Consider the following 18,059-nt stretch of genomic DNA (forward strand, 5'->3'; position numbering starts at 1 on the left):
CCTACAGTCGTTGCATGACTGATACAGCTCTAGCCGGAGCGTCTGCGGACTCGGCTGCCCCCAAGCGCCCCGCACGCCCGTCCCGACCCGCCGCGAAGCCGCACGGCCAGTGGAAGGTGGACGGCAAGACGCCGCTGAATGCCAACGAAACCTGGAAGCAGGAAGACGACGGCCTGAACGTGCGCGAGCGTATCGAGACCATCTACGCCAAGGAAGGCTTCGACGCCATCCCGAGCCAGGACCTGCACGGCCGGTTCCGCTGGTGGGGCCTGTACACCCAGCGCAAGCCCGGGATCGACGGCGGCAAGACCGCCACGCTCGAGCCGCACGAGCTTGAGGACAAGTACTTCATGCTCCGTGTACGGATCGACGGCGGCGCGCTCACCACCGAGCAGCTGCGCGTGATCGGCCGGATCTCCGTGGACTTCGCCCGCGACTCCGCCGACCTGACGGACCGCCAAAACATCCAGCTCCACTGGATCCAGGTGGAGGACATCCCCGAGATCTGGAACCGCCTGGAATCCGTGGGCCTGTCCACCACCGAAGCTTGCGGTGACGTGCCCCGCGTCATCCTGGGCTCGCCCGTGGCTGGAATCGCCAAGGACGAGATCATTGACCCCACCCCGCTCATCGCCGAGCTGGGGGAGCGGTTCATCGGCAACCCGCTGCTGTCCAACCTGCCGCGCAAGTACAAGACCGCAATCACCGGCCACCCCAGCCAGGACGTGGTGCACGAGATCAACGACTTCGCGCTCGTGGGCATCAAGCACCCCGAACTCGGCATCGGCTACGACCTCTGGGCCGGCGGCGCCTTGTCCACCAACCCCATGCTGGGCAAGCGCCTGGGCGCCTTTGTGAAGCCGGAGCAGGCCGCCGACGTATGGCTCGGCGTCACCAGCATCTTCCGCGACTACGGGTACCGCCGCATGCGCACCAAGGCCCGCCTGAAGTTCCTGATGGCCGACTGGGGGCCGGAGAAGTTCCGCCAGATCCTCGAGGACGAATACCTCGGCTACAAGCTGGCCGACGGTCCCGCCGCCCCCAAGCCCGCCACCCCGGGCGACCACGTGGGCGTTCATGAGCAGAAGGACGGCAAGTTCTTCATCGGCGCCACGCCGCTGGCGGGCCGGCTCTCCGGCTCGGCGCTGGTCAAGCTCGCCGACACCCTGGAGGCACGCGGCTCCTACCGGCTGCGCACCACCCCGCACCAGAAGCTCGTGGTCCTGGACGTCCACAAGGACCAGGTGGAGCCGCTGGTGGCCGAACTGGACGCCCTGGGCCTCTCCGCACGGCCGTCGGTGTTCCGCCGCGGCACCATCGCCTGCACCGGCATCGAATACTGCAAGCTGGCCATCGTTGAAACCAAGATGACGGCCGCCACCGCCGTGGCCGAACTGGAACGCCGCCTGGCCGACCTCGCCGAATCCGGCCAGCTGCCGCAGGCACTGTCCCTGCACATCAACGGCTGCCCGAACTCCTGCGCCCGCATCCAGACGGCGGACATCGGACTCAAGGGCATGATGCTGCCAACGCCCGACGGCGAGCCCTCCCCGGGTTTCCAGGTCCACCTTGGCGGCGGCCTGGCAAACAACACCCGTGAGGAGGCCGGCCTGGGCCGGACCGTCCGCGGCCTGAAGGTGTACGTCGACGACCTGCCCGATTACGTGGAGCGCGTGGTGCGCCGGTTCGTCGCCGACCGCACCGAAGGCCAGACCTTCGCCGAATGGGCCCACGCAGCAGACGAGGAGGCACTCCAGTGACAACCGCACAGCCGGCCAAGCTCCGTTCCAAGGAAGAGCTCAAGGCGCTGGCCGAAGCCGGCGCCGCCGAGCTCGGCTGGGACGCCCCAGCCCGCGATGTCATCGCCTGGGTGGAGCGCAACTTCGAGCTGCCCGCCGTCGCCGTCGCCTGCTCCATGGCCGACGCCGTCCTGCCCGCCCTGGTGGCGGACCAGATGCCAGGCGTCGACGTCCTGTTCCTGGAGACCGGCTACCACTTCCCGGAAACCTACGCCACGCGTGACGAGGTGGCCGCGAACCTCCGCGTCAACGTGGTGGACGTGCTCCCCGAAAACACCGTGGAGCAGCAGGACCGGCTCCTGGGCAAGGACCTCTTCGCCCGCGACGCCGCCCAGTGCTGCGCCCTCCGCAAGGTGGCTCCGCTGCAGCGCACCCTGGCCGGCTACGAGCTGTGGTTCACCGGCGTCCGCCGCGACGAAGCCCCCACCCGGACCAACACCCCCCTGATCGGCTGGGACGAGAAGAACGGCCTGGTCAAGGTCAACCCGATGGCCGCCTGGACGTTCGACCAGCTGGTCCAGTACTCCGACGACAACCTCCTGCCCGTCAACCCGCTGCTTTCCCAGGGCTACCCCTCCATCGGCTGCCAGCCCTGCACCCGCAAGGTGGCACCCGGCGAGGACCCCCGCGCCGGCCGCTGGGCAGGAACCGACAAGACAGAATGCGGACTACACGTATGAGCACTTCACTTACCGAGGAGACCCAGGTGACTGACGCCGCCGTATCCACGCGCCTGTCCAGCCTGGACACCCTGGAGTCCGAGGCCATCCACATCATCCGCGAGGTTGTTGCCGAGTTCGAGAAGCCTGCGCTGCTGTTCTCCGGCGGCAAGGACTCCGTGGTGATGCTGCACCTGGCCACCAAGGCGTTCTGGCCCGGCAAGGTGCCGTTCCCCGTGCTGCACGTGGACACCGGCCACAACTTCCCCGAGGTCATCGACTTCCGCGACCGCACCGTTGAGCGGCTGGGCCTGAAGCTCGTGGTCGGCTCCGTGCAGGAGTTCATCGACCGGGGCGAGCTGGCAGAGCGCGCCGACGGCACCCGCAACCCGTTGCAGACCGTACCGCTGCTGGACGCCATCCAGCAGAACAAGTTCGACGCCGTGTTCGGCGGCGGCCGCCGCGACGAGGACAAGGCCCGCGCCAAGGAGCGCATCCTGAGCCTCCGCGACGAATTCGGCCAGTGGGATCCGCGCAACCAGCGCCCCGAACTGTGGAACCTCTACAACGGCCGCCACACCGTGGGCCAGCACGTCCGGGCCTTCCCCATCAGCAACTGGACCGAACTGGACATCTGGCGCTACATCGAGCGCGAGAACATCGAGCTGCCGGGCCTCTACTACGCCCATGAGCGTGAGGTCTTCGCCCGCGACGGCATGTGGCGCGCCGTCGGCGAGGTCTCCCAGCCCCGCCCCGATGAGGACGTCATCACCAAGACCGTCCGCTACCGGACCGTCGGGGACATGTCCTGCACCGGTGCCGTGGAATCGAACGCCTACACGGTGTCCGACGTCGTGGTGGAAGTCGCCGCCTCCACACTCACCGAACGTGGCGCCACCCGCGCAGATGACCGCATCTCCGAGGCCGCCATGGAAGACCGCAAGAAGGACGGGTACTTCTAATGAGCACGATTTCCGAGATTTCGACAGGCTCAATCAACGACAGCCTGCCCACCACGCTCTTCCGGTTCGCCACGGCAGGATCGGTCGACGACGGCAAGTCCACTTTGGTGGGCCGCCTCCTCCACGATTCCAAGGCCATTTTGGCTGACCAGCTCGACGCCGTCGCCCGGACCTCAGCCGACCGCGGCTTTGGTGGCGACAAGGGCGGCATCGACCTGGCCCTGCTGACCGACGGCCTGCGCGCCGAGCGCGAACAGGGCATCACCATTGACGTGGCCTACCGCTACTTCGCCACCGACCAGCGCAGCTTCATCCTGGCCGACTGCCCCGGGCACGTTCAGTACACCAAGAACACGGTGACCGGCGCGTCCACCGCGGATGCCGTCGTCGTCCTCATTGACGCCCGCAAGGGCGTGCTGGAGCAGACCCGCCGGCACCTGTCCGTGCTGCAGCTGCTGCGGGTGGCGCACGTGATCGTGGCCGTGAACAAGATCGACCTGGTGGACTTCAGCGAATCCGTCTTCCGCGGGATCGAAGCCGATGTGCAGCAGGTGGGCCGCGAACTGGGCCTCGGCTCGGACGGCATCAGCGACCTCCTGGTCATCCCGGTCTCGGCGCTCGACGGCGACAACGTGGTGGACCGCTCGGAGCGCACCCCCTGGTACACCGGGCCCGCCCTGCTCGAGGTCCTCGAAACCCTCCCCGCAGCCGATGAGCTTGAGAGCCACCTGGAAAGCTTCCGCTTCCCCGTGCAACTGGTGATCCGGCCGCAGGGTGCCCTGGCTCCGGACGCCGTCGCCGCCGGCCTGGACGTGGAGGCCTACCGGGACTACCGTGCCTACGCCGGCCAGATCACCGAAGGCTCGGTCAAGGTGGGAGACAAGGTTTCCGTGCTGACGCCGGGCCAGTCGCCGCGGACCACCACCGTGGCGGGCATCGACTTCGCCGGCGCTTCCTTGGAGGAAGCCGCCGCCCCGCAGTCGGTGGCCATCCGGCTGGCGGACGAGTTCGACGTCGCCCGCGGTGACACCATCGCCGCCGCCGGCACCGTCCGCGAAGCTTCCGCCGACCTGTACGCCGCCCTGTGCTGGCTCTCCCCGAAGCCGCTGCGCGAAGGCCAGAAGGTGCTGGTCAAGCACGGCACCCGTACGGTGCAGGCGATGGTCCGCAACGTCTCAGGCAAGCTGGACCTGGCCACCTTCAAGCTGGAGGCCGCCTCGAACCTGGAGCTCAACGACATCGGCCACGCCCAGCTCCGGCTCGCTGCCCCGCTGCCCCTGGAGAACTACCTGCACCACCGCCGCACCGGAGCGTTCCTGGTCATCGACCCGCTGGACGGCAACACGCTGGCCGCCGGCCTGGTCAAGGACCACCCGGGCGACCACGAGGACGAGCGCTACAGCATCTAGTCCCTTTTCGATTCGCCGGAAGACTGCCGGCTCGCCGTTCCTGAACCGCGAGCCCGCAGGTTTCCGGCGAATCGGTGGTTAAGGGCGGATCTGGCTGTGCCCCTCGAGGATGGACTTCAGCCGCTGCAGGTCCCGGCGGGTTTCGCGCCGGATCATCGGCTCCATGAATAACCCGGCGAGCCTGGAGAAACCCGAGGGGCTCCCGCTGTTGCCGAGCGTCATGCGTGTCCCGCCGTCGTCGTCCGTCCAGGTATAGGTGGTCTGCATGGGGAAGGGGCCCTGGGCTGTCCGCATCACCAGTCTCTCGCCGGGAATGAACTCCACGAATTCGTACGTGTATTTCAGCTCCCTGCCCAGGAATTTCGCAGTGAAAGCCACCTGGGAACCTACCCCTGCAGGACCTCCGCTGAGCCGCTGGGCGCTGTGGATGTTCCGGTACCACCTAGGTGCATTCCCCGGGTCTGCCGCGTACTCCGCCACCTCACGCCGGGGCCTGTCGATGTGGATCTCGGTCTGGACGTTCACCATGCCTGGTCTCCTTGCCGCTGCGGGTGTGCTGTTGCGGTAAGCCTCCAAGCCACGTTAGCCGGGACGATGGGGCGGCGCACCCGCCACGGTGGAGCACATGCCGTGGCAGGTGGTCAATGCCGCAGCGCCTGGATCTGTGAAACCCGGGCCCGGGGCGGCCGAATGTGACGCTACATGAACGTGCGTGACCCCCCGTTTCCGCGTCATTGAACGGGTTTGGGCCACTCCCTATGGTGAAACAATGACTAGTTCCAAGCCCGGGATGACCCGCATCGTGGCAGGCGAAAGCGCGGTTCCCAAGCGCAAGCGTGCCATCGAAGCTGCCCTGGCCATCGGGCTGGTCCTCCTGATCGCCGTCGGCGCCATTGTGGCCTCGAACGTGTCCCGCAACACCGAGGCCCAGGCCGCAGAGACCAGCCCCGCGGCCGAGTTGAAACTGGGCTACTTCGGCAACGTCACGCACGCCCCGGCCCTGGTGGGCGTCAAAAAAGGATTCCTCCAGCAGGCCCTGGGCAGCACCAAGCTCAGCACCCAGACCTTCAACGCCGGACCGGCCGCCATCGAAGCCCTGAACGCGGGCGCCATCGATGCCGCCTACATCGGTCCCAACCCGGCCATCAACTCGTTCGCCAAGAGCCAGGGCGAGTCCGTCCGCGTAATTGCCGGGGCGGCAGCGGGCGGGGCGCAGCTGGTGGTCAAGCCGGAGATCACCTCCGCCGCAGACCTCGAGGGCAAGACCCTCGCATCGCCGCAGCTGGGCGGCACCCAGGACGTCGCGCTCCGCGCCTGGCTTTCCAAGCAGGGGTACAAGACCAGTGTGGACGGCAGCGGCGACGTCGCCATCAACCCCACCGAGAACGCCCAGACGCTCAAGCTGTTCCAGGACGGAAAGCTCGACGGCGCGTGGCTGCCCGAGCCGTGGGCCTCCCGCCTGGTGCTCCAGGCCGGCGCCAAGGTGCTGGTGGATGAAAAAGACCTCTGGGACGGCACCGGGACCGGCAAACCGGGCGAGTTTCCCACCACCATCCTGATCGTCAACCAGAAGTTCGCCGCAGACCACCCGGACACCGTCAAGGAATTGCTCAAGGGCAACGCCGAATCCGTGGCCTGGCTCAACTCCGCGCCCGCGGATGAGAAGGCGAACCTCATCAACGCCGCTCTGCAGGAATCCGCCGGGGCAGCATTGCCCAACGATGTCCTCACCAGGTCGCTGGCAAACATCACCTTCACCCTTGACCCGCTGGCCGGCAGCTACCCCAAGCTGTTGCAGGACGGCGTGGATGCGGGAACCACCAAGAAGGCCGACATCAACGGGCTCTTCGACCTCCGTGCGCTCAACCAGGTCACCGGTGGCGCCGACAAGATCTCCGCGGCCGGACTCGGCCAGGACTGACCCAACCACTACCTAAGGACGGCACCATGCCAGTCGTACTGGAAAACCTGGGCAAACGCTTCGGCGACGGCGCCCCGGTACTGGACGACGTCAACGCCAACATCAAGCAGGGCGAATTCGTTGCCCTCCTCGGTGCCTCCGGCTGCGGCAAGTCCACCCTCCTGAACATCATTGCAGGACTTGAAGCGCCGACGTCGGGCGCCCTGGAAGTGCCCAGCGACGGCGCCGCCTTCATGTTCCAGGACGCCGCGCTCTTCCCGTGGCTCACGGCCCGGGAAAACATCGAACTGGCCCTGAAGCTCCGGGGTGTGGGCAAAGCCGAGCGGCGCACCAAGGCCCAGGAACTCCTGGAACTGGTGCACCTTGGCTCTGCCGGGGACAAGCGTCCGCACGAACTCTCCGGCGGTATGCGGCAGCGTGTCTCGCTGGCCCGCTCGCTGGCGCAGGACCGGCAGCTGCTGCTCATGGACGAGCCGTTCGCCGCGCTGGACGCCATCACCCGGGACCTGCTGCACGATGAGCTGGAACGGATTTGGAAGGAAACCGGGCGCACCATCGTCTTCGTCACCCACAACGTCCGCGAGGCTGTCCGGCTGGGACAGCGCGTCCTGCTCCTGTCCTCCCGTCCCGGACGGGTGGTCCAGGAATGGTCCGTCACCGAGGAACACCGAACCGACGCCGGGCTCGCCGGCCAGCTGACCGGGGTCATCACCGCCCGGCTGCGGGAGGAGATTCGCCGCCATGCCAAGTAACCCACCCCTGGTTGAGGAGGAGCCGGTGGTTGAGCCTGTCGACACCACACCCGCTGAAACCCGTCACGTCCATGCCGCCCTGACCAGGACGTCCACCGGCAAAGAGGACCTTCGCGAGCTGGAATCCGGCCTGGATTCCCTGCAGTCCGACGCAGACCGCAAACACCGGATCGACTGGAGCCGGATCCTCCTGCCTGTGGCTGCCCTGGTGGTCCTGGTGCTGGTGTGGCAGTTCTACGTCTCGCTAGGCGTCAAGCGCCGCGACCTGGTGCCCGGTCCGCTGGACGTCCTCAGCCAGCTGGGCGTCCTCTGGAGCGACGGCAAGCTGCAGGAGTCCGTCTGGACGTCACTGCAGCGGGGCGTGGTGGGCTTCCTCATCTCGGTGGTCATCGCCACGCCGGTGGGGCTGCTCCTGGCCCAGGTGGCGCCGCTGCGGCGAGCCTTCGGCCCGCTGATCTCCGGCCTGCAGGTCCTGCCCTCGGTGGCCTGGGTTCCCGCGGCCATCATTTGGTTCGGCCTTACCGATGCCACTGTCTACTTCGTGGTGTTCATGGGAGCAATCCCCTCCATCATCAACGGGCTCATCTCCGGCGTGGACCAGATCCCGCCGCAGTACCGCAGGGTGGGCACCGTGCTGGGCGCGTCCCGGCTCCAGATGGCATTGCAGATTGTCCTTCCGGCCGCGCTGCCGGGGTACCTGGGCGGCCTGAAGCAGGGCTGGGCCTTCTCCTGGCGTTCCCTCATGGCCGCCGAAATCATTGCGGTGGGCGGCACCATCGGCTTTGGCCTGGGTTCGCTGCTGGACCAGGGCCGGACCCTTTCGGACATGGCCGTGGTCATGGCTGCCATCCTCGTGATCCTGGCGGTGGGAATCCTGATTGAGCTGCTGGTCTTCGGCCCCATCGAGAAGCGGCTCCTCCGCAGCCGGGGCCTCCTGTCCGGCAGCACCCGCTAGCCCGCGCCGGCACCCAACCATTGCAGAAAGCCCGACGGCGACCTCCCGCCGTCGGGCTTTCTGCTGTCCTGCCTGGCCGGCTGGGGAACAGATGGCAGACTGGCGCCATGACAGCCAGCTTCGTGTGCCGCACCGAGTCCCCACTCCCCGTGGAGCAGCTCTTCGACCGGGCGCGCAGCATCGACCTGCACCTGGACTCGCAGCAGGCATCCGGGGAGCGCGCGGTAGCCGGCGTCACCAGCGGCCTGATCGGGGAGGGCCAGGACGTGACTTGGCGGGCGCGGCACTTCGGGGTCACGCTCACCATGACCAGCCGCATTACCCGTCTGGATTACCCGCGCAGCTTCACCGACGAACAGGTGACTGGCCCCTTCAAGGCCTTCCGGCATGTCCACGACTTCGCGGCAACATCCACGGGCAGCGTGATGACGGACCGGGTGGAGTTCACCGCACCGCTCGGAGTCCTGGGAACCGCCGTCGAACGGCTTGTCCTGGCCCGCTACCTGGAGCGCCTGATCATCCGCAGGGGCCGGTTCCTCGCCGGGCGGCACTAGGAATTGTTTTGTGACGCAGCATTACCTTGCGTGAACTGGTGTTGCTCGGCCTTTGTTGGCGAATGTGACGCGGCCCTACCGTTGATCCATGGCAATTCAGGACATTTACCCCACGGCGCTGCGGCTGCTCGGCCGCCCCGTGCTGGTGGTGGGCGGCGGCCCCGTTGCGGCACGCCGCGCCAAAGGCCTGCTTGACGCCGGCGCAGTGGTCACCGTCGTGGCGCCGGTTGCCTCGCTCGCGCTGAAGGACATGGCCGACGCCGGCCTGCTCACCTGGGAAGCGCGGCCCTACCTTTCCAGCGACGTGGACGGCGTGTGGTTCGCCCAGACCGCCACCGGCGACCCGGAGGTGGACGCGCAGGTATCGGCCGACGCCGAGGCGCAGCGGGTTTGGTGCGTCAACGCCTCCAACCATGAAGCCTCCGCCGCCTGGACGCCCGCCGTCGCCGAAGTGGATGACGTCAAGATCGCCGTGAATGCCGGGGGAGACCCGCGCCGCGCCATGGCCGTCCGCGACGCTGTCGCCACCGCCCTCGAAACCGGCGACCTTCCGCTGCGCCGCCGCCGCGCGCACCGGGGAACCGTTGCCCTGGTGGGCGGCGGTCCGGGCGACACCGGCCTCATCACCGTCCGCGGCCGCCGCCTGCTGGGCCAGGCCGACGTCGTGGTGGCCGACCGACTGGGCCCCCGCGGCCTCCTGAACGAACTGGCCCCGGACGTCCGCGTCATCGAGGTGGGCAAGACCCCCGGCCACCATCCCGTGCCGCAGGCGGAGATCAACCGGATCCTGGTGGCGGAGGCACAACAAGGCCACCGCGTGGTCCGGCTCAAGGGCGGGGACCCCTATGTCCTGGGTCGCGGCGGCGAGGAAGCCGAATACTGCCGCCAGCACGGCGTGGAAGTTGAGGTGGTTTCCGGTGTCACGTCAGCCATCTCCGTCCCGGCCGCCGCAGGCATCCCCGTGACGCACCGCGGCTTGGCCAAGGGCTTCAGCGTGGTGACCGGCCACGAGGAACTCTCCGAGGTTCCCGCCCGCCCGGACCACACGATCGTCCTGCTCATGGGCGTCGGCCAGCTCCGGGAATCCGCGTCCGCGCTGGGCGAAGCAGGCATGCCGGCCGACACCCCGGTTGGTATCGTGGAGAACGGCTACCTGCCTGACCAGCGCGTCACCATCGGCACGCTCGGTTCCATTGCGGACCAGGCCGACGCCGCCGGTGTTGCCAACCCCGCCGTGATCGTCATCGGTGACGTGGTGCGCGTGAGCCCGTTCGCTCCGCCGCACTTCAAAACCGCCGACTACGGCACCACCACCCCTAACAGCCCCCGCAAGACCGTCCTCACCACCTAGCCCCACCCAACTGACTGGCAGTTGTTGTCGTTCTGAGCCGTCAAAACGACAACAACTGCGAGCCAGTTGGGCCGGAACGAAGAAAAGGAACACAGCCGTGTCATCCAGCACCACCGTAGGAACTGCTGCGCGTCCGCTGCGCGTCGCCGTCGTTGGCTCCGGCCCGGCCGGCGTCTACGCCGCCGACATCCTCACCAAGAGCGAGGCCGTCAAGAGCGGCGAGCTGACCGTCAGCATCGACCTCTTCGACCGCTACCCGGCACCCTACGGCCTGATCCGCTACGGCGTGGCCCCGGACCACCCCCGCATCAAGGGCATCGTCAACGCCCTGCACAAGGTCCTGGACCGCGGCGACATCCGCTTCTTCGGGAACGTGGACTACGGCACGGACCTCACCATCGAGGACCTGCGCACCCACTACGACGCCGTCATCTTCGCCACCGGCGCCATCAAGGACGCGGACCTGAACATCCCCGGCATCGAGCTGGACGGCTCCTACGGCGGCGCCGACTTTGTCTCCTGGTACGACGGACACCCGGACGTGCCCCGCGAGTGGCCGCTCGAGGCCAAGGAGATCGCCGTGATCGGCAACGGCAACGTGGCCCTGGACGTGGCGCGCGTCCTGTCCAAGCACGCCGACGACCTCCTGGTTTCGGAAATCCCGGACAACGTCTACGCCGGCCTGAAGGCTTCCCCGGTTACGGACGTCCACGTCTTCGGCCGCCGCGGCCCCGCCCAGGTCAAGTTCACCCCGCTTGAGCTCCGCGAGCTGTCCCATTCCAAGGACGTGGACATCATCCTGTACCCGGAGGACTTCGAGTTCGACGAGGAATCAGACCGCCAGATCCAGACGAACAACCAGACCAAGACCATGGTGGGCACGCTCACCAACTGGATCGCAGAGCAGCCGGAGGACCTCTCCGAGCTCAAGGCTTCCCGCCGCCTGCACCTGCACTTCCTGCACAGCCCGGTGGAGATCTACGACGACGCCGATGCCCCCGGCAAGGTGGCCGGCATCAAGTTCGAGCGCACCGAGCTGGACGGCACGGGCAACGCCCGCGGCACCGGCGAGTTCGTGGACTACCCGGTCCAGGCCGTGTACCGCGCCATCGGCTACTTCGGTTCCGCCCTGCCGGACGTCGAGTTCGACCACAAGAAGGGCGTTGTGACGAACGACGGCGGCCGTGTCCTGGACGCCGAAGGCAACCACGTGCCGGGTATCTACGCCACCGGCTGGATCAAACGTGGCCCCGTCGGCTTGATCGGGCACACCAAGGGCGACGCCCTGGAAACCGTGACCTACCTGCTGGAAGACCGCGAAAACCTCCCGGTCGCGTCCGCACCGGCGGAGGATTCGGTCGTTGAGCTGCTCGACGCCCGCGGCGTAAAGTTCACGTCCTGGGAAGGCTGGCTGGCACTGGACGCCCACGAACTTGCGCTCGGCGCGGCGGCCACCGAGGCCGGCGGCTCGCACGGCGTCGAGGTCAAGCGTGAGCGCATCAAGGTGGTCCCGCGCGAGGACATGGTGGCCATCTCCCGTGATGGCGTGTCCGCCCAAGTCTAGGATCCTGATGCTGCAGGAGCCGTGGAACCACCGTTCCGCGGCTCCTGCCATTTAACCCTGCTGCGCTATTTTCCCGCGCCGCCGATCGCCATGAGCTCCAGCCGGCGGAGCGTCTCGCGGTTCCGGGCGGAGATGACAGGATCACGGAGGAATTTCGGCATCAGCTTTCCCGGCCCGCGGATGGCGTCCTCGGCCATGGTGACCAGGCATTCGCCGCCGCGGTCCTCGAGCCTGATGTCCACCTTGGCCTCGCCCACAGGCCAGCCGCGCGCCACGAGTTCCAGGGAGCGGCCGGGTTCCACCGCGGTGACGCGGCTGGTGTCGTTGATCACCAGCGGCCAAGCTCCCACGGAGTGGTGGAGCCGGGCTCCAAGCCCCGGCCATTCGGCATCCACATCCCTGATCCGGGAGGCGCCCACCACCCAGCCGGAGTACAGCCATCCGTCGGCGATGACCCGCCAGACATCGGCAGCGGGGCACTTGAACAGCTGCGAGACGGTGGACATGGGGTTCCTTCTCTCTTCGTGGGCAAAAGGCGGTGCTACATGCGGCCGAACCGGGCCCGGATCATCGCGAAAATCCCGTAGGCGATGAAGCCCGCGCCAATCGCCACCAGCAGGGTGGGGCCGAACGGGTGGTCCTGGAGGGCCTTGAGGCTGCCGTCCAGTCCGGTGGATTCATCGGGCCGGTGCCGGGCTGCGGCGATCACGAACAGCAGCCCGGTAAGGACCAGGGCGATGCCCTTGGCCACATGGCCGGTGACGCCCAGGCTGTCGATCAGCCGCCCCCGCCGGGTGCCGTCAAAGTGGAACAGTTCCTCCTTGAACCCGCGCCGGAGGCCCTTGACGATGAAGTAGATGCCAATGCCGAGGACGGTCAGGCCCAGGGCCACCAGGATCCAGGGCCCTGCAGGGTGCGCCATCACGCCGGAACTGAAATCCCTGGTGTTGTCGCCCGAGTCGCTGGGCTGCCCCACGGCGAATCCCGCAAAGCTGAGGCCCACGCTGCCGTACGCGATGGCAAGGAAACCCGACGACACCAGTTTGGCCAGCCGTTCCTTCCGGGGCAGGCTCCGGGCCCGGAGGGTCGCTTCGCTGGCCTGCCAGAGGGCCAATGCCAGGCATGCCACCACGCACCCCCACATGACGATGGTGCCGAAGGGGTTGTCCGCGAGGCGGGCAATGGCCCCGGTTGGCTCGGCGTCCCCCTGGTGGCCGAAGGCGATGGCGATCGCGATGGCACCCACGATCACATGGAGCAGTGCCATGACGGCGAATCCCGTGCGGGCCAGGACATCGAGGACCTTGTGGTTGGACGCGTCTTCGACCGCGTCGGCTGCCTGGCTGAGGGTGGAATCGCCGTCGGACATCCCTTAGCCGTTCATGGGCCCTTCGGCCCGCATGTTCTCGGCTCCCGGACCCTCAACGTGGACAGTGCAGCGGACCACCAGCTGGCCGGGGGCGTTGTCCAGTTCCACCAGTGAATCGTGGCCGCTGAGGACGGTGAACACTTCGGAACCGGCGAGGACGCTGACGCCCTTGGCCTTGGCAGTTTGCCGGGCGTTCCCCAGGGCCTCGCGCTCCAGCGCATCCACATAGCCGCTGTCACTTTCCCGGGCGGGGTTCCCGAAGGCCCAGCCGAACAATGTCCCTGTGTTTCCCATGGCGTTGATATTACGCGGTCGGCGGCCCCGCGGGCCGGGCTTTCGTAATATTAGTAAGTGTGCTTAGTATGAGCGGACCATACCTTGATTAGGACACGGCATGCGACACCCGCGGAGGGCGCCACGCCGGGACCCGTTCACAACGTTAGGAATGCACATCATGGCAGGAAATCTCTTTGCGCGTTCAGTTCACGACCTGACGGCGGCAGCATGGTTCGGCGGATCGCTGATGGGCGCCATCGGCTTGAACGGAGCAGCGGCGCAGGCCAAGGATCCCGCCGAACGCACCCGGCTGTCCAGCGCCGGCTGGATGCGGTGGGCGCCGGTCCAGACTGCTGCGTTCGCCGCGCACCTGGCGGCAGACCTCGCCATCGCCTGGGACAACAAGGGCCGGATCGCCAAGCAGGACGGCGTGGCACGCGACACCGCCATCAAGACAGCCGTGACCCTTGCGGGCGCCGGGGTGACCCTGTACTCGGGCATCCTGGGCAAGAAGGTGGAGAAGCTTGCCGATGAGGGGGCCAGGGGAGCCACGGAGCCGCAGCCGGCGGCATCGGACGAGCTGAAGTCCGCCCAGCAGCAGCTCAAGCTCCTGCAGTGGGCCATCCCCGGATTCGCTGCGCTGGTGATCATCCTGGGAGCCAAGCACGGCGAGATGCAGCGCCCCACGAACGTCCTCGCAGGCCTGCGCCGGAACTGATTCACCGGCAGGCAGAGGACGGACGACGGCGGCCCGGCACCACAGTGCCGGGCCGCCGCCATGCCCGGGGAACTTTACTCCGCGAGCCACTCCGCGCAGGAGTTCAGGTTCCGGTTCACCGTGGCCACGGCATCGTCCTCGTGCCGCCGTTCTATGGCGTCCAGCAGGGTTTCGTGGCCGTCCCGCGGGAGTCCATTGAAGCCGGGCCGGCGCTGTTGCGTGAGCAGGTCATGGTGGAATGCCGTGCCGAAGCTGGCATACAGCTCATGCAGCAACGGGTTGCCGGATGCCTGGGCCACTCCCTGGTGGAACTGCCAGTCTGCGTCGGCCCACGCCTCGATGTCGCCGTTCTTCCAGGCCTGGTCCCGGGCGGCGAGGAAGGCGCGCAGGGCCGTGACGTCGTCGTCGGTGGCATTCCGGGCGGCGAGCCGCGCAGCCTGGGTGTCCAGGCCGAGCCGGACCTCGAGGATGTGCTGCTCGGTATGGTCCTGGTACAGCCGCCGCGCGGCGCCGGACATCTCATTCGTTGCCCGCACGTAGGTGCCGTCGCCCCGGCGGACCTCCAGCATGCCCCCATGGGCCAGGGCCTTGACTGCCTCGCGCAGGGTCCCGCGGGAAACCCCCAGCCGCGCCATGAGCTCGGGCTCGGGCGGGATGCGCTGGTTCAACGCCCACTCACCGGAGTGGACCATCTCCCGCAGCTTGGCGGTGACTTCGGCGGCCAGCGGCTGGCGGACGGAGGGGCTCAAAGACAAGGTGCTACTTCCTTTCCGCAGGGCGCGTCCCGGACATCGGGCGCCCCGTGATCAGGTGGGCCACCACGATTTGGGCCACGGACAGAGCCAGCAGAAGGGCCAGTGGCAGGGTCCAGCCGCCGGTGGCGCTGTGCAGCAGGCCCATGCCGAAGGGACCCGCCGTCGCCAGCAGGTACCCCGAGGACTGGGCCAGGGTGGACAGTGCCGTGGTTTCGGCCGTGCTGGACCCGCTGCGGCTGATCATCACCATCACCAGGGGGAAAATGCCCAGGCCGAAACCGATCAGGACAGCCGGAATGGCCGCCAGTCCCACAGGGAGGACCAGCAGCGCCGCGATCCCGGCCGCCATGGTGACGCTCACCAGGTAAAAGGCCGGGCGCAGCATGCGCGGGCGGGATCCGATGGCAATCAGCACCATGCCCGCCGGGACGGACACGAGCTGCATCAGGCCGAACATGAGCCCGCTGTCCGAGGCGCTCATTCCCATAGTGGTGAGCATGTACGGCAGCCAGCTCAGCAGCGCGTAGGCCAGCAGTGCCTGGAGGGTGAAGATGGCGGTGAGCAGCCGGCCTTTCCCGGTCCGCAGCAGTGGCCAGGGGGAGATGTGGGCTGCGGTGCTCCGGACCGTGTGGCGGTGGGCGTGCAGGGCCACTGGGAGGAAGCCCAGGAGCGCCGCAACGGCGGCGATGCCCACCATGCCGACCGCGGCGGATGGCGACCCGAGGGCCTGCGCCAGCGGGACCACCAGGACGGCGGACAGGGTGCCGCCGGTAGTCATGGTCACCGTGTAGACGGCCGTCATGAGCGACGTCCGGTCTGCGAAGTGTTCGCGGATGAAGGACGGCATGGCCACATTGCACACGGCAAGGCCGGACATGCCCACCACGCTGCCGGCCACGAGCATTCCGGTGGTGGGAATACCCCGCAGCAGGAGCCCGCCGGCCAGCAGGGTCAGGGACAGCAGGATTGCCTTCTCCACGCCGAGCTTGCCGCTCAGCCAGGATGTTGCGGCGCCCGCCACCGCGAAGCACAGGGTGGGAATGGACGGGATGATGGCCGCCACCAGCGCCCCATAGCCCAGGACGGCTTGAAGGTCGTGCAGCAGGGCCGAGGCTCCGGTGATCCCCGCGCGGAGGTTCAGCCCGATGAGCACCAGGGCAATCACGCCGAAGACGACGGCGGAGCGCGGCTTGGCGGGCACCGCGCCGACGGTGACGGCCGGGATGGTGGCGGTTGCTGCTGGCGCGGACGCGGGGGGAGTGGCGGACATACCATCCACCCTAAAGGTTAGACGTTTGATGTTTGCGCTTTTGTGGCCAACCTCTCGCCCATGCCGGAGGCTGGCATAGACTGCGAACGGACTGTCGGAGGGCCTGGCATGGACCGGGCGGTGCGGAAGGACGGCTGTGGAGGCTTCGCGGGGACTTGAGATCGAGAAGAAGTACGACGTCGACGCCGACGCCGTGGTGCCGGCGCTGGAACAGGCCGCCGGGGTGGCCCGGACCGGGAAACCCCACACGGACCTCCTCGAAGCGGTGTACTTCGACACCCCTGCCCACGACCTGGCGGGCCGCCGGATCACCCTGCGGCGCCGCACCGGCGGCGCCGACGCGGGGTGGCACCTGAAGCTCCCGCCCACCGCTGCCGCCGCCACCGCTGGCGGTCCCGCGCCGCGGACGGAGCTGCACGCACCCCTTGGCCGTCCCGACGCCGTGCCGGACAGCCTCCTGGCCCACCTTCACGCCTACCTGCGGGGATCCGTTCCGGTGCCCGTGGTCCGGCTGGAAACCCGGCGCACCACCTACCCCCTGTACGGCGACGACGGCGTGCACCTCGCCGACCTCGCCGACGACCACGTCACCGCCGAACGGCTGGACGGCCGGGACAAGGGCACCAGCGCGCAGGGGGAGTGGCGCGAGTGGGAGGTGGAACTGGTCCACGGCGGCCCCGCCCTCTTCGGGCCGGTGGAGGAACTCCTGACCGCCGTCGGTGCCCGCCCCGCCGCGCACGCCTCGAAGCTGGCGCGCGCCCTGGGCACAGGCAAGGCAGCCGCGAAACGCTCCAACGGCGCCGCCCCCGACGACGGTGCGCGCGGCGGTGACGCCGGAAGCAGCCCCGCCCTGCTGGCCGGCAAGCGCGCCCCGGCAGCCGCCGTCGTCACCGTCTTTGTGGCGTCGCAGATCGACGAGATCCTTGCCATCGACGCCGCCGTCCGGCTCGAGGAACCGGAAGCCGTGCACACCATGCGCTCCTCGGCCCGCCGCATCCGGTCAGTCCTGGCCGCGTACGGCAAGCTGTACCGGGCATCACCGGTGCGCCGGCTCCGGGACGAGCTGAAATGGCTGGGCCGGCTGCTCGGCGAACCGCGCGACGCCGAAGTCCTGCGCGCGCAGCTCCGCAGCCAGCTGGCCGATCTTCCGCCGGGGGAAGGCCTCGCCGCCGCCACGGCCGCGGTTGACCACCGGACGGGTGAAAAATTCGACGCCGCCTACCGCCTCCTGCAGGAAGCGCTCGGCTCGGCCCGCTACTTCCGGCTCCTGGACAACCTCGAGGATTTCCGCGACAACCCGCCGGTGCGCGCCGCCGCCGTCACCTCCGGCCGCAAGGCGGCAGCGAAAGCCGTGGACAAGGGTGCCAGGAAGGTGAAGCGCTCGCACAAGGCGGCCACCCGCGCCCGCCGCGGCACGGACCAGGAACTTGCCCTGCACCGCGTACGCAAGGACGCCAAGCGGCTGCGCTACGTGGCGGAATCAGCCGCCCTGGTCCGCGGCAAGCGCGCCGCCAAAGTCGCCAAAGCCGCCCGCCGGCAGCAAAAGATCCTCGGCAGATTCCAGGACGCCGTGGTGGCCAGGGAACTGCTGACGGCCCTCGCCGGGGACGGCAGCGACCCGGCCGCCGCGGCCGTCTACACCGAGCTGCTCAGCCAGCAGGATGCGATCATGCTCGCCGCACACGCCAAATACCGGAAGGCCCGGAAGAAATCCCGCGACCTCTTCCGCCGCGGCATCATCTAGG

Annotated in this window: 18 protein-coding genes; 12 read left to right on the forward strand and 6 right to left on the reverse strand. The window is 68.3% G+C overall.

Translation table 11 applies throughout. The annotated features are described in order from the left end of the window. Nucleotides 1-14 precede the first annotated feature (14 nt). The 4 genes from QRM95_RS16090 to QRM95_RS16105 are packed head-to-tail and all read left to right on the forward strand — an operon-like array spanning nucleotide 15 to nucleotide 4,829. Nucleotides 15-1,760: a nitrite/sulfite reductase gene (locus tag QRM95_RS16090; RefSeq protein WP_285248540.1), complete on the forward strand. Its 1,746-nt coding sequence runs from the start codon at nucleotides 15-17 to the stop codon at nucleotides 1,758-1,760. Then, complete coding sequence (locus QRM95_RS16095; protein WP_502934980.1) at nucleotides 1,724-2,479, forward strand: phosphoadenylyl-sulfate reductase; 756 nt, start codon at nucleotides 1,724-1,726, stop codon at nucleotides 2,477-2,479. The genes QRM95_RS16090 and QRM95_RS16095 overlap by 37 nt, the downstream gene beginning before the upstream one ends. Next, on the forward strand, nucleotides 2,476-3,420 hold the full coding sequence (gene cysD / locus QRM95_RS16100) for a sulfate adenylyltransferase subunit CysD (RefSeq protein WP_018760574.1): 945 nt from the start codon (nucleotides 2,476-2,478) through the stop codon (nucleotides 3,418-3,420). The genes QRM95_RS16095 and cysD overlap by 4 nt, the downstream gene beginning before the upstream one ends. Continuing rightward, nucleotides 3,420-4,829: a sulfate adenylyltransferase subunit 1 gene (locus tag QRM95_RS16105; RefSeq protein ID WP_285248542.1), complete on the forward strand. Its 1,410-nt coding sequence runs from the start codon at nucleotides 3,420-3,422 to the stop codon at nucleotides 4,827-4,829. The genes cysD and QRM95_RS16105 overlap by 1 nt, the downstream gene beginning before the upstream one ends. A gap of 78 nt (nucleotides 4,830-4,907) precedes the next feature. Here QRM95_RS16105 and QRM95_RS16110 read toward each other — a convergent pair whose 3' ends face one another. After that, nucleotides 4,908-5,357: an SRPBCC family protein gene (locus QRM95_RS16110; protein ID WP_285248543.1), complete on the reverse strand. Its 450-nt coding sequence runs from the start codon at nucleotides 5,355-5,357 to the stop codon at nucleotides 4,908-4,910. A 262-nt stretch (nucleotides 5,358-5,619) separates the two neighbouring features. On the opposite strand from QRM95_RS16110, the gene QRM95_RS16115 reads away from it, so the two are divergent. From QRM95_RS16115 to QRM95_RS16140, 6 genes are all read left to right on the forward strand, one after another. Continuing rightward, nucleotides 5,620-6,750 (forward strand): ABC transporter substrate-binding protein, encoded by a 1,131-nt coding sequence (locus QRM95_RS16115; protein ID WP_285248868.1) that lies wholly within the window; start codon nucleotides 5,620-5,622, stop codon nucleotides 6,748-6,750. Between the two features lie 26 nt (nucleotides 6,751-6,776). Further along, entirely contained in the window at nucleotides 6,777-7,502 is a 726-nt protein-coding gene (locus QRM95_RS16120; RefSeq protein ID WP_285248544.1) for an ABC transporter ATP-binding protein, read from the forward strand. Further along, a complete protein-coding gene (locus QRM95_RS16125) occupies nucleotides 7,492-8,457 on the forward strand; it encodes an ABC transporter permease (RefSeq protein ID WP_285248545.1) in 966 nt (321 codons plus the stop codon). Before QRM95_RS16120 ends, QRM95_RS16125 begins: the two co-directional genes overlap by 11 nt. Nucleotides 8,458-8,564: 107 nt before the next feature. Next, the gene (locus QRM95_RS16130) at nucleotides 8,565-9,011 is read left to right on the forward strand and encodes an SRPBCC family protein (RefSeq protein WP_285248546.1); all 447 of its coding nucleotides are present in this window, start codon (nucleotides 8,565-8,567) and stop codon (nucleotides 9,009-9,011) included. 88 nt (nucleotides 9,012-9,099) lie between these two features. Further along, complete coding sequence (gene cobA, locus QRM95_RS16135) at nucleotides 9,100-10,362, forward strand: uroporphyrinogen-III C-methyltransferase (RefSeq protein WP_285248547.1); 1,263 nt, start codon at nucleotides 9,100-9,102, stop codon at nucleotides 10,360-10,362. Between the two features lie 97 nt (nucleotides 10,363-10,459). Further along, a complete protein-coding gene (locus QRM95_RS16140) occupies nucleotides 10,460-11,926 on the forward strand; it encodes an FAD-dependent oxidoreductase (RefSeq protein WP_285248548.1) in 1,467 nt (488 codons plus the stop codon). A 65-nt stretch (nucleotides 11,927-11,991) separates the two neighbouring features. On the opposite strand, the gene QRM95_RS16145 is transcribed toward QRM95_RS16140, so the two are convergent. From QRM95_RS16145 to QRM95_RS16155, 3 genes are read right to left on the reverse strand one after another with little or no spacing between them, the layout of a single operon-like run. Beyond that, on the reverse strand, nucleotides 11,992-12,432 hold the full coding sequence (locus QRM95_RS16145; protein ID WP_285248549.1) for an SRPBCC family protein: 441 nt from the start codon (nucleotides 12,430-12,432) through the stop codon (nucleotides 11,992-11,994). Nucleotides 12,433-12,467: 35 nt separating this feature from the next. Then, nucleotides 12,468-13,295, reverse strand: a complete 828-nt coding sequence (locus QRM95_RS16150; protein ID WP_285248550.1) for a DUF1206 domain-containing protein — start codon at nucleotides 13,293-13,295, stop codon at nucleotides 12,468-12,470. Nucleotides 13,296-13,298: 3 nt separating this feature from the next. After that, the gene (locus QRM95_RS16155; protein ID WP_285248551.1) at nucleotides 13,299-13,589 is read right to left on the reverse strand and encodes a hypothetical protein; all 291 of its coding nucleotides are present in this window, start codon (nucleotides 13,587-13,589) and stop codon (nucleotides 13,299-13,301) included. Nucleotides 13,590-13,749: 160 nt separating this feature from the next. Between QRM95_RS16155 and QRM95_RS16160 the strand changes: the two genes are divergently transcribed. Then, on the forward strand, nucleotides 13,750-14,289 hold the full coding sequence (locus tag QRM95_RS16160; RefSeq protein WP_285248552.1) for a hypothetical protein: 540 nt from the start codon (nucleotides 13,750-13,752) through the stop codon (nucleotides 14,287-14,289). Between the two features lie 74 nt (nucleotides 14,290-14,363). Here QRM95_RS16160 and QRM95_RS16165 read toward each other — a convergent pair whose 3' ends face one another. Together QRM95_RS16165 and QRM95_RS16170 are read right to left on the reverse strand one after the other, a co-directional pair. Next, complete coding sequence (locus QRM95_RS16165) at nucleotides 14,364-15,044, reverse strand: FadR/GntR family transcriptional regulator (protein WP_285248553.1); 681 nt, start codon at nucleotides 15,042-15,044, stop codon at nucleotides 14,364-14,366. A gap of 4 nt (nucleotides 15,045-15,048) precedes the next feature. Continuing rightward, nucleotides 15,049-16,314 carry an MFS transporter gene (locus QRM95_RS16170; RefSeq protein WP_285248554.1) on the reverse strand — a complete coding sequence of 422 codons (1,266 nt, stop codon included), beginning with the start codon at nucleotides 16,312-16,314 and terminating at the stop codon, nucleotides 15,049-15,051. A 136-nt stretch (nucleotides 16,315-16,450) separates the two neighbouring features. Here QRM95_RS16170 and QRM95_RS16175 point away from each other — a divergent pair, with 136 nt between their 5' ends. Continuing rightward, nucleotides 16,451-18,058, forward strand: a complete 1,608-nt coding sequence (locus QRM95_RS16175) for a CYTH and CHAD domain-containing protein (protein WP_285248555.1) — start codon at nucleotides 16,451-16,453, stop codon at nucleotides 18,056-18,058. Nucleotide 18,059 lies beyond the last annotated feature (1 nt).

The sequence above is a fragment of the Pseudarthrobacter sp. efr-133-R2A-89 genome (assembly GCF_030209315.1).
Lineage (GTDB): Bacteria > Actinomycetota > Actinomycetes > Actinomycetales > Micrococcaceae > Arthrobacter.

Bases quoted from the DNA above. Each gene is read 5' to 3' on its own strand.
- QRM95_RS16090 (WP_285248540.1), top strand. From the start codon at position 15: ATGACTGATACAGCTCTAGCCGGAGCGTCTGCGGACTCGGCTGCCCCC.
- QRM95_RS16095 (WP_502934980.1), top strand. From the start codon at position 1,724: ATGGGCCCACGCAGCAGACGAGGAGGCACTCCAGTGACAACCGCACAG.
- cysD (WP_018760574.1), top strand. From the start codon at position 2,476: ATGAGCACTTCACTTACCGAGGAGACCCAGGTGACTGACGCCGCCGTA.
- QRM95_RS16105 (WP_285248542.1), top strand. From the start codon at position 3,420: ATGAGCACGATTTCCGAGATTTCGACAGGCTCAATCAACGACAGCCTG.
- QRM95_RS16110 (WP_285248543.1), bottom strand. From the start codon at position 5,357: ATGGTGAACGTCCAGACCGAGATCCACATCGACAGGCCCCGGCGTGAG.
- QRM95_RS16115 (WP_285248868.1), top strand. From the start codon at position 5,620: ATGACCCGCATCGTGGCAGGCGAAAGCGCGGTTCCCAAGCGCAAGCGT.
- QRM95_RS16120 (WP_285248544.1), top strand. From the start codon at position 6,777: ATGCCAGTCGTACTGGAAAACCTGGGCAAACGCTTCGGCGACGGCGCC.
- QRM95_RS16125 (WP_285248545.1), top strand. From the start codon at position 7,492: ATGCCAAGTAACCCACCCCTGGTTGAGGAGGAGCCGGTGGTTGAGCCT.
- QRM95_RS16130 (WP_285248546.1), top strand. From the start codon at position 8,565: ATGACAGCCAGCTTCGTGTGCCGCACCGAGTCCCCACTCCCCGTGGAG.
- cobA (WP_285248547.1), top strand. From the start codon at position 9,100: ATGGCAATTCAGGACATTTACCCCACGGCGCTGCGGCTGCTCGGCCGC.
- QRM95_RS16145 (WP_285248549.1), bottom strand. From the start codon at position 12,432: ATGTCCACCGTCTCGCAGCTGTTCAAGTGCCCCGCTGCCGATGTCTGG.
- QRM95_RS16150 (WP_285248550.1), bottom strand. From the start codon at position 13,295: ATGTCCGACGGCGATTCCACCCTCAGCCAGGCAGCCGACGCGGTCGAA.
- QRM95_RS16155 (WP_285248551.1), bottom strand. From the start codon at position 13,589: ATGGGAAACACAGGGACATTGTTCGGCTGGGCCTTCGGGAACCCCGCC.
- QRM95_RS16160 (WP_285248552.1), top strand. From the start codon at position 13,750: ATGGCAGGAAATCTCTTTGCGCGTTCAGTTCACGACCTGACGGCGGCA.
- QRM95_RS16170 (WP_285248554.1), bottom strand. From the start codon at position 16,314: ATGTCCGCCACTCCCCCCGCGTCCGCGCCAGCAGCAACCGCCACCATC.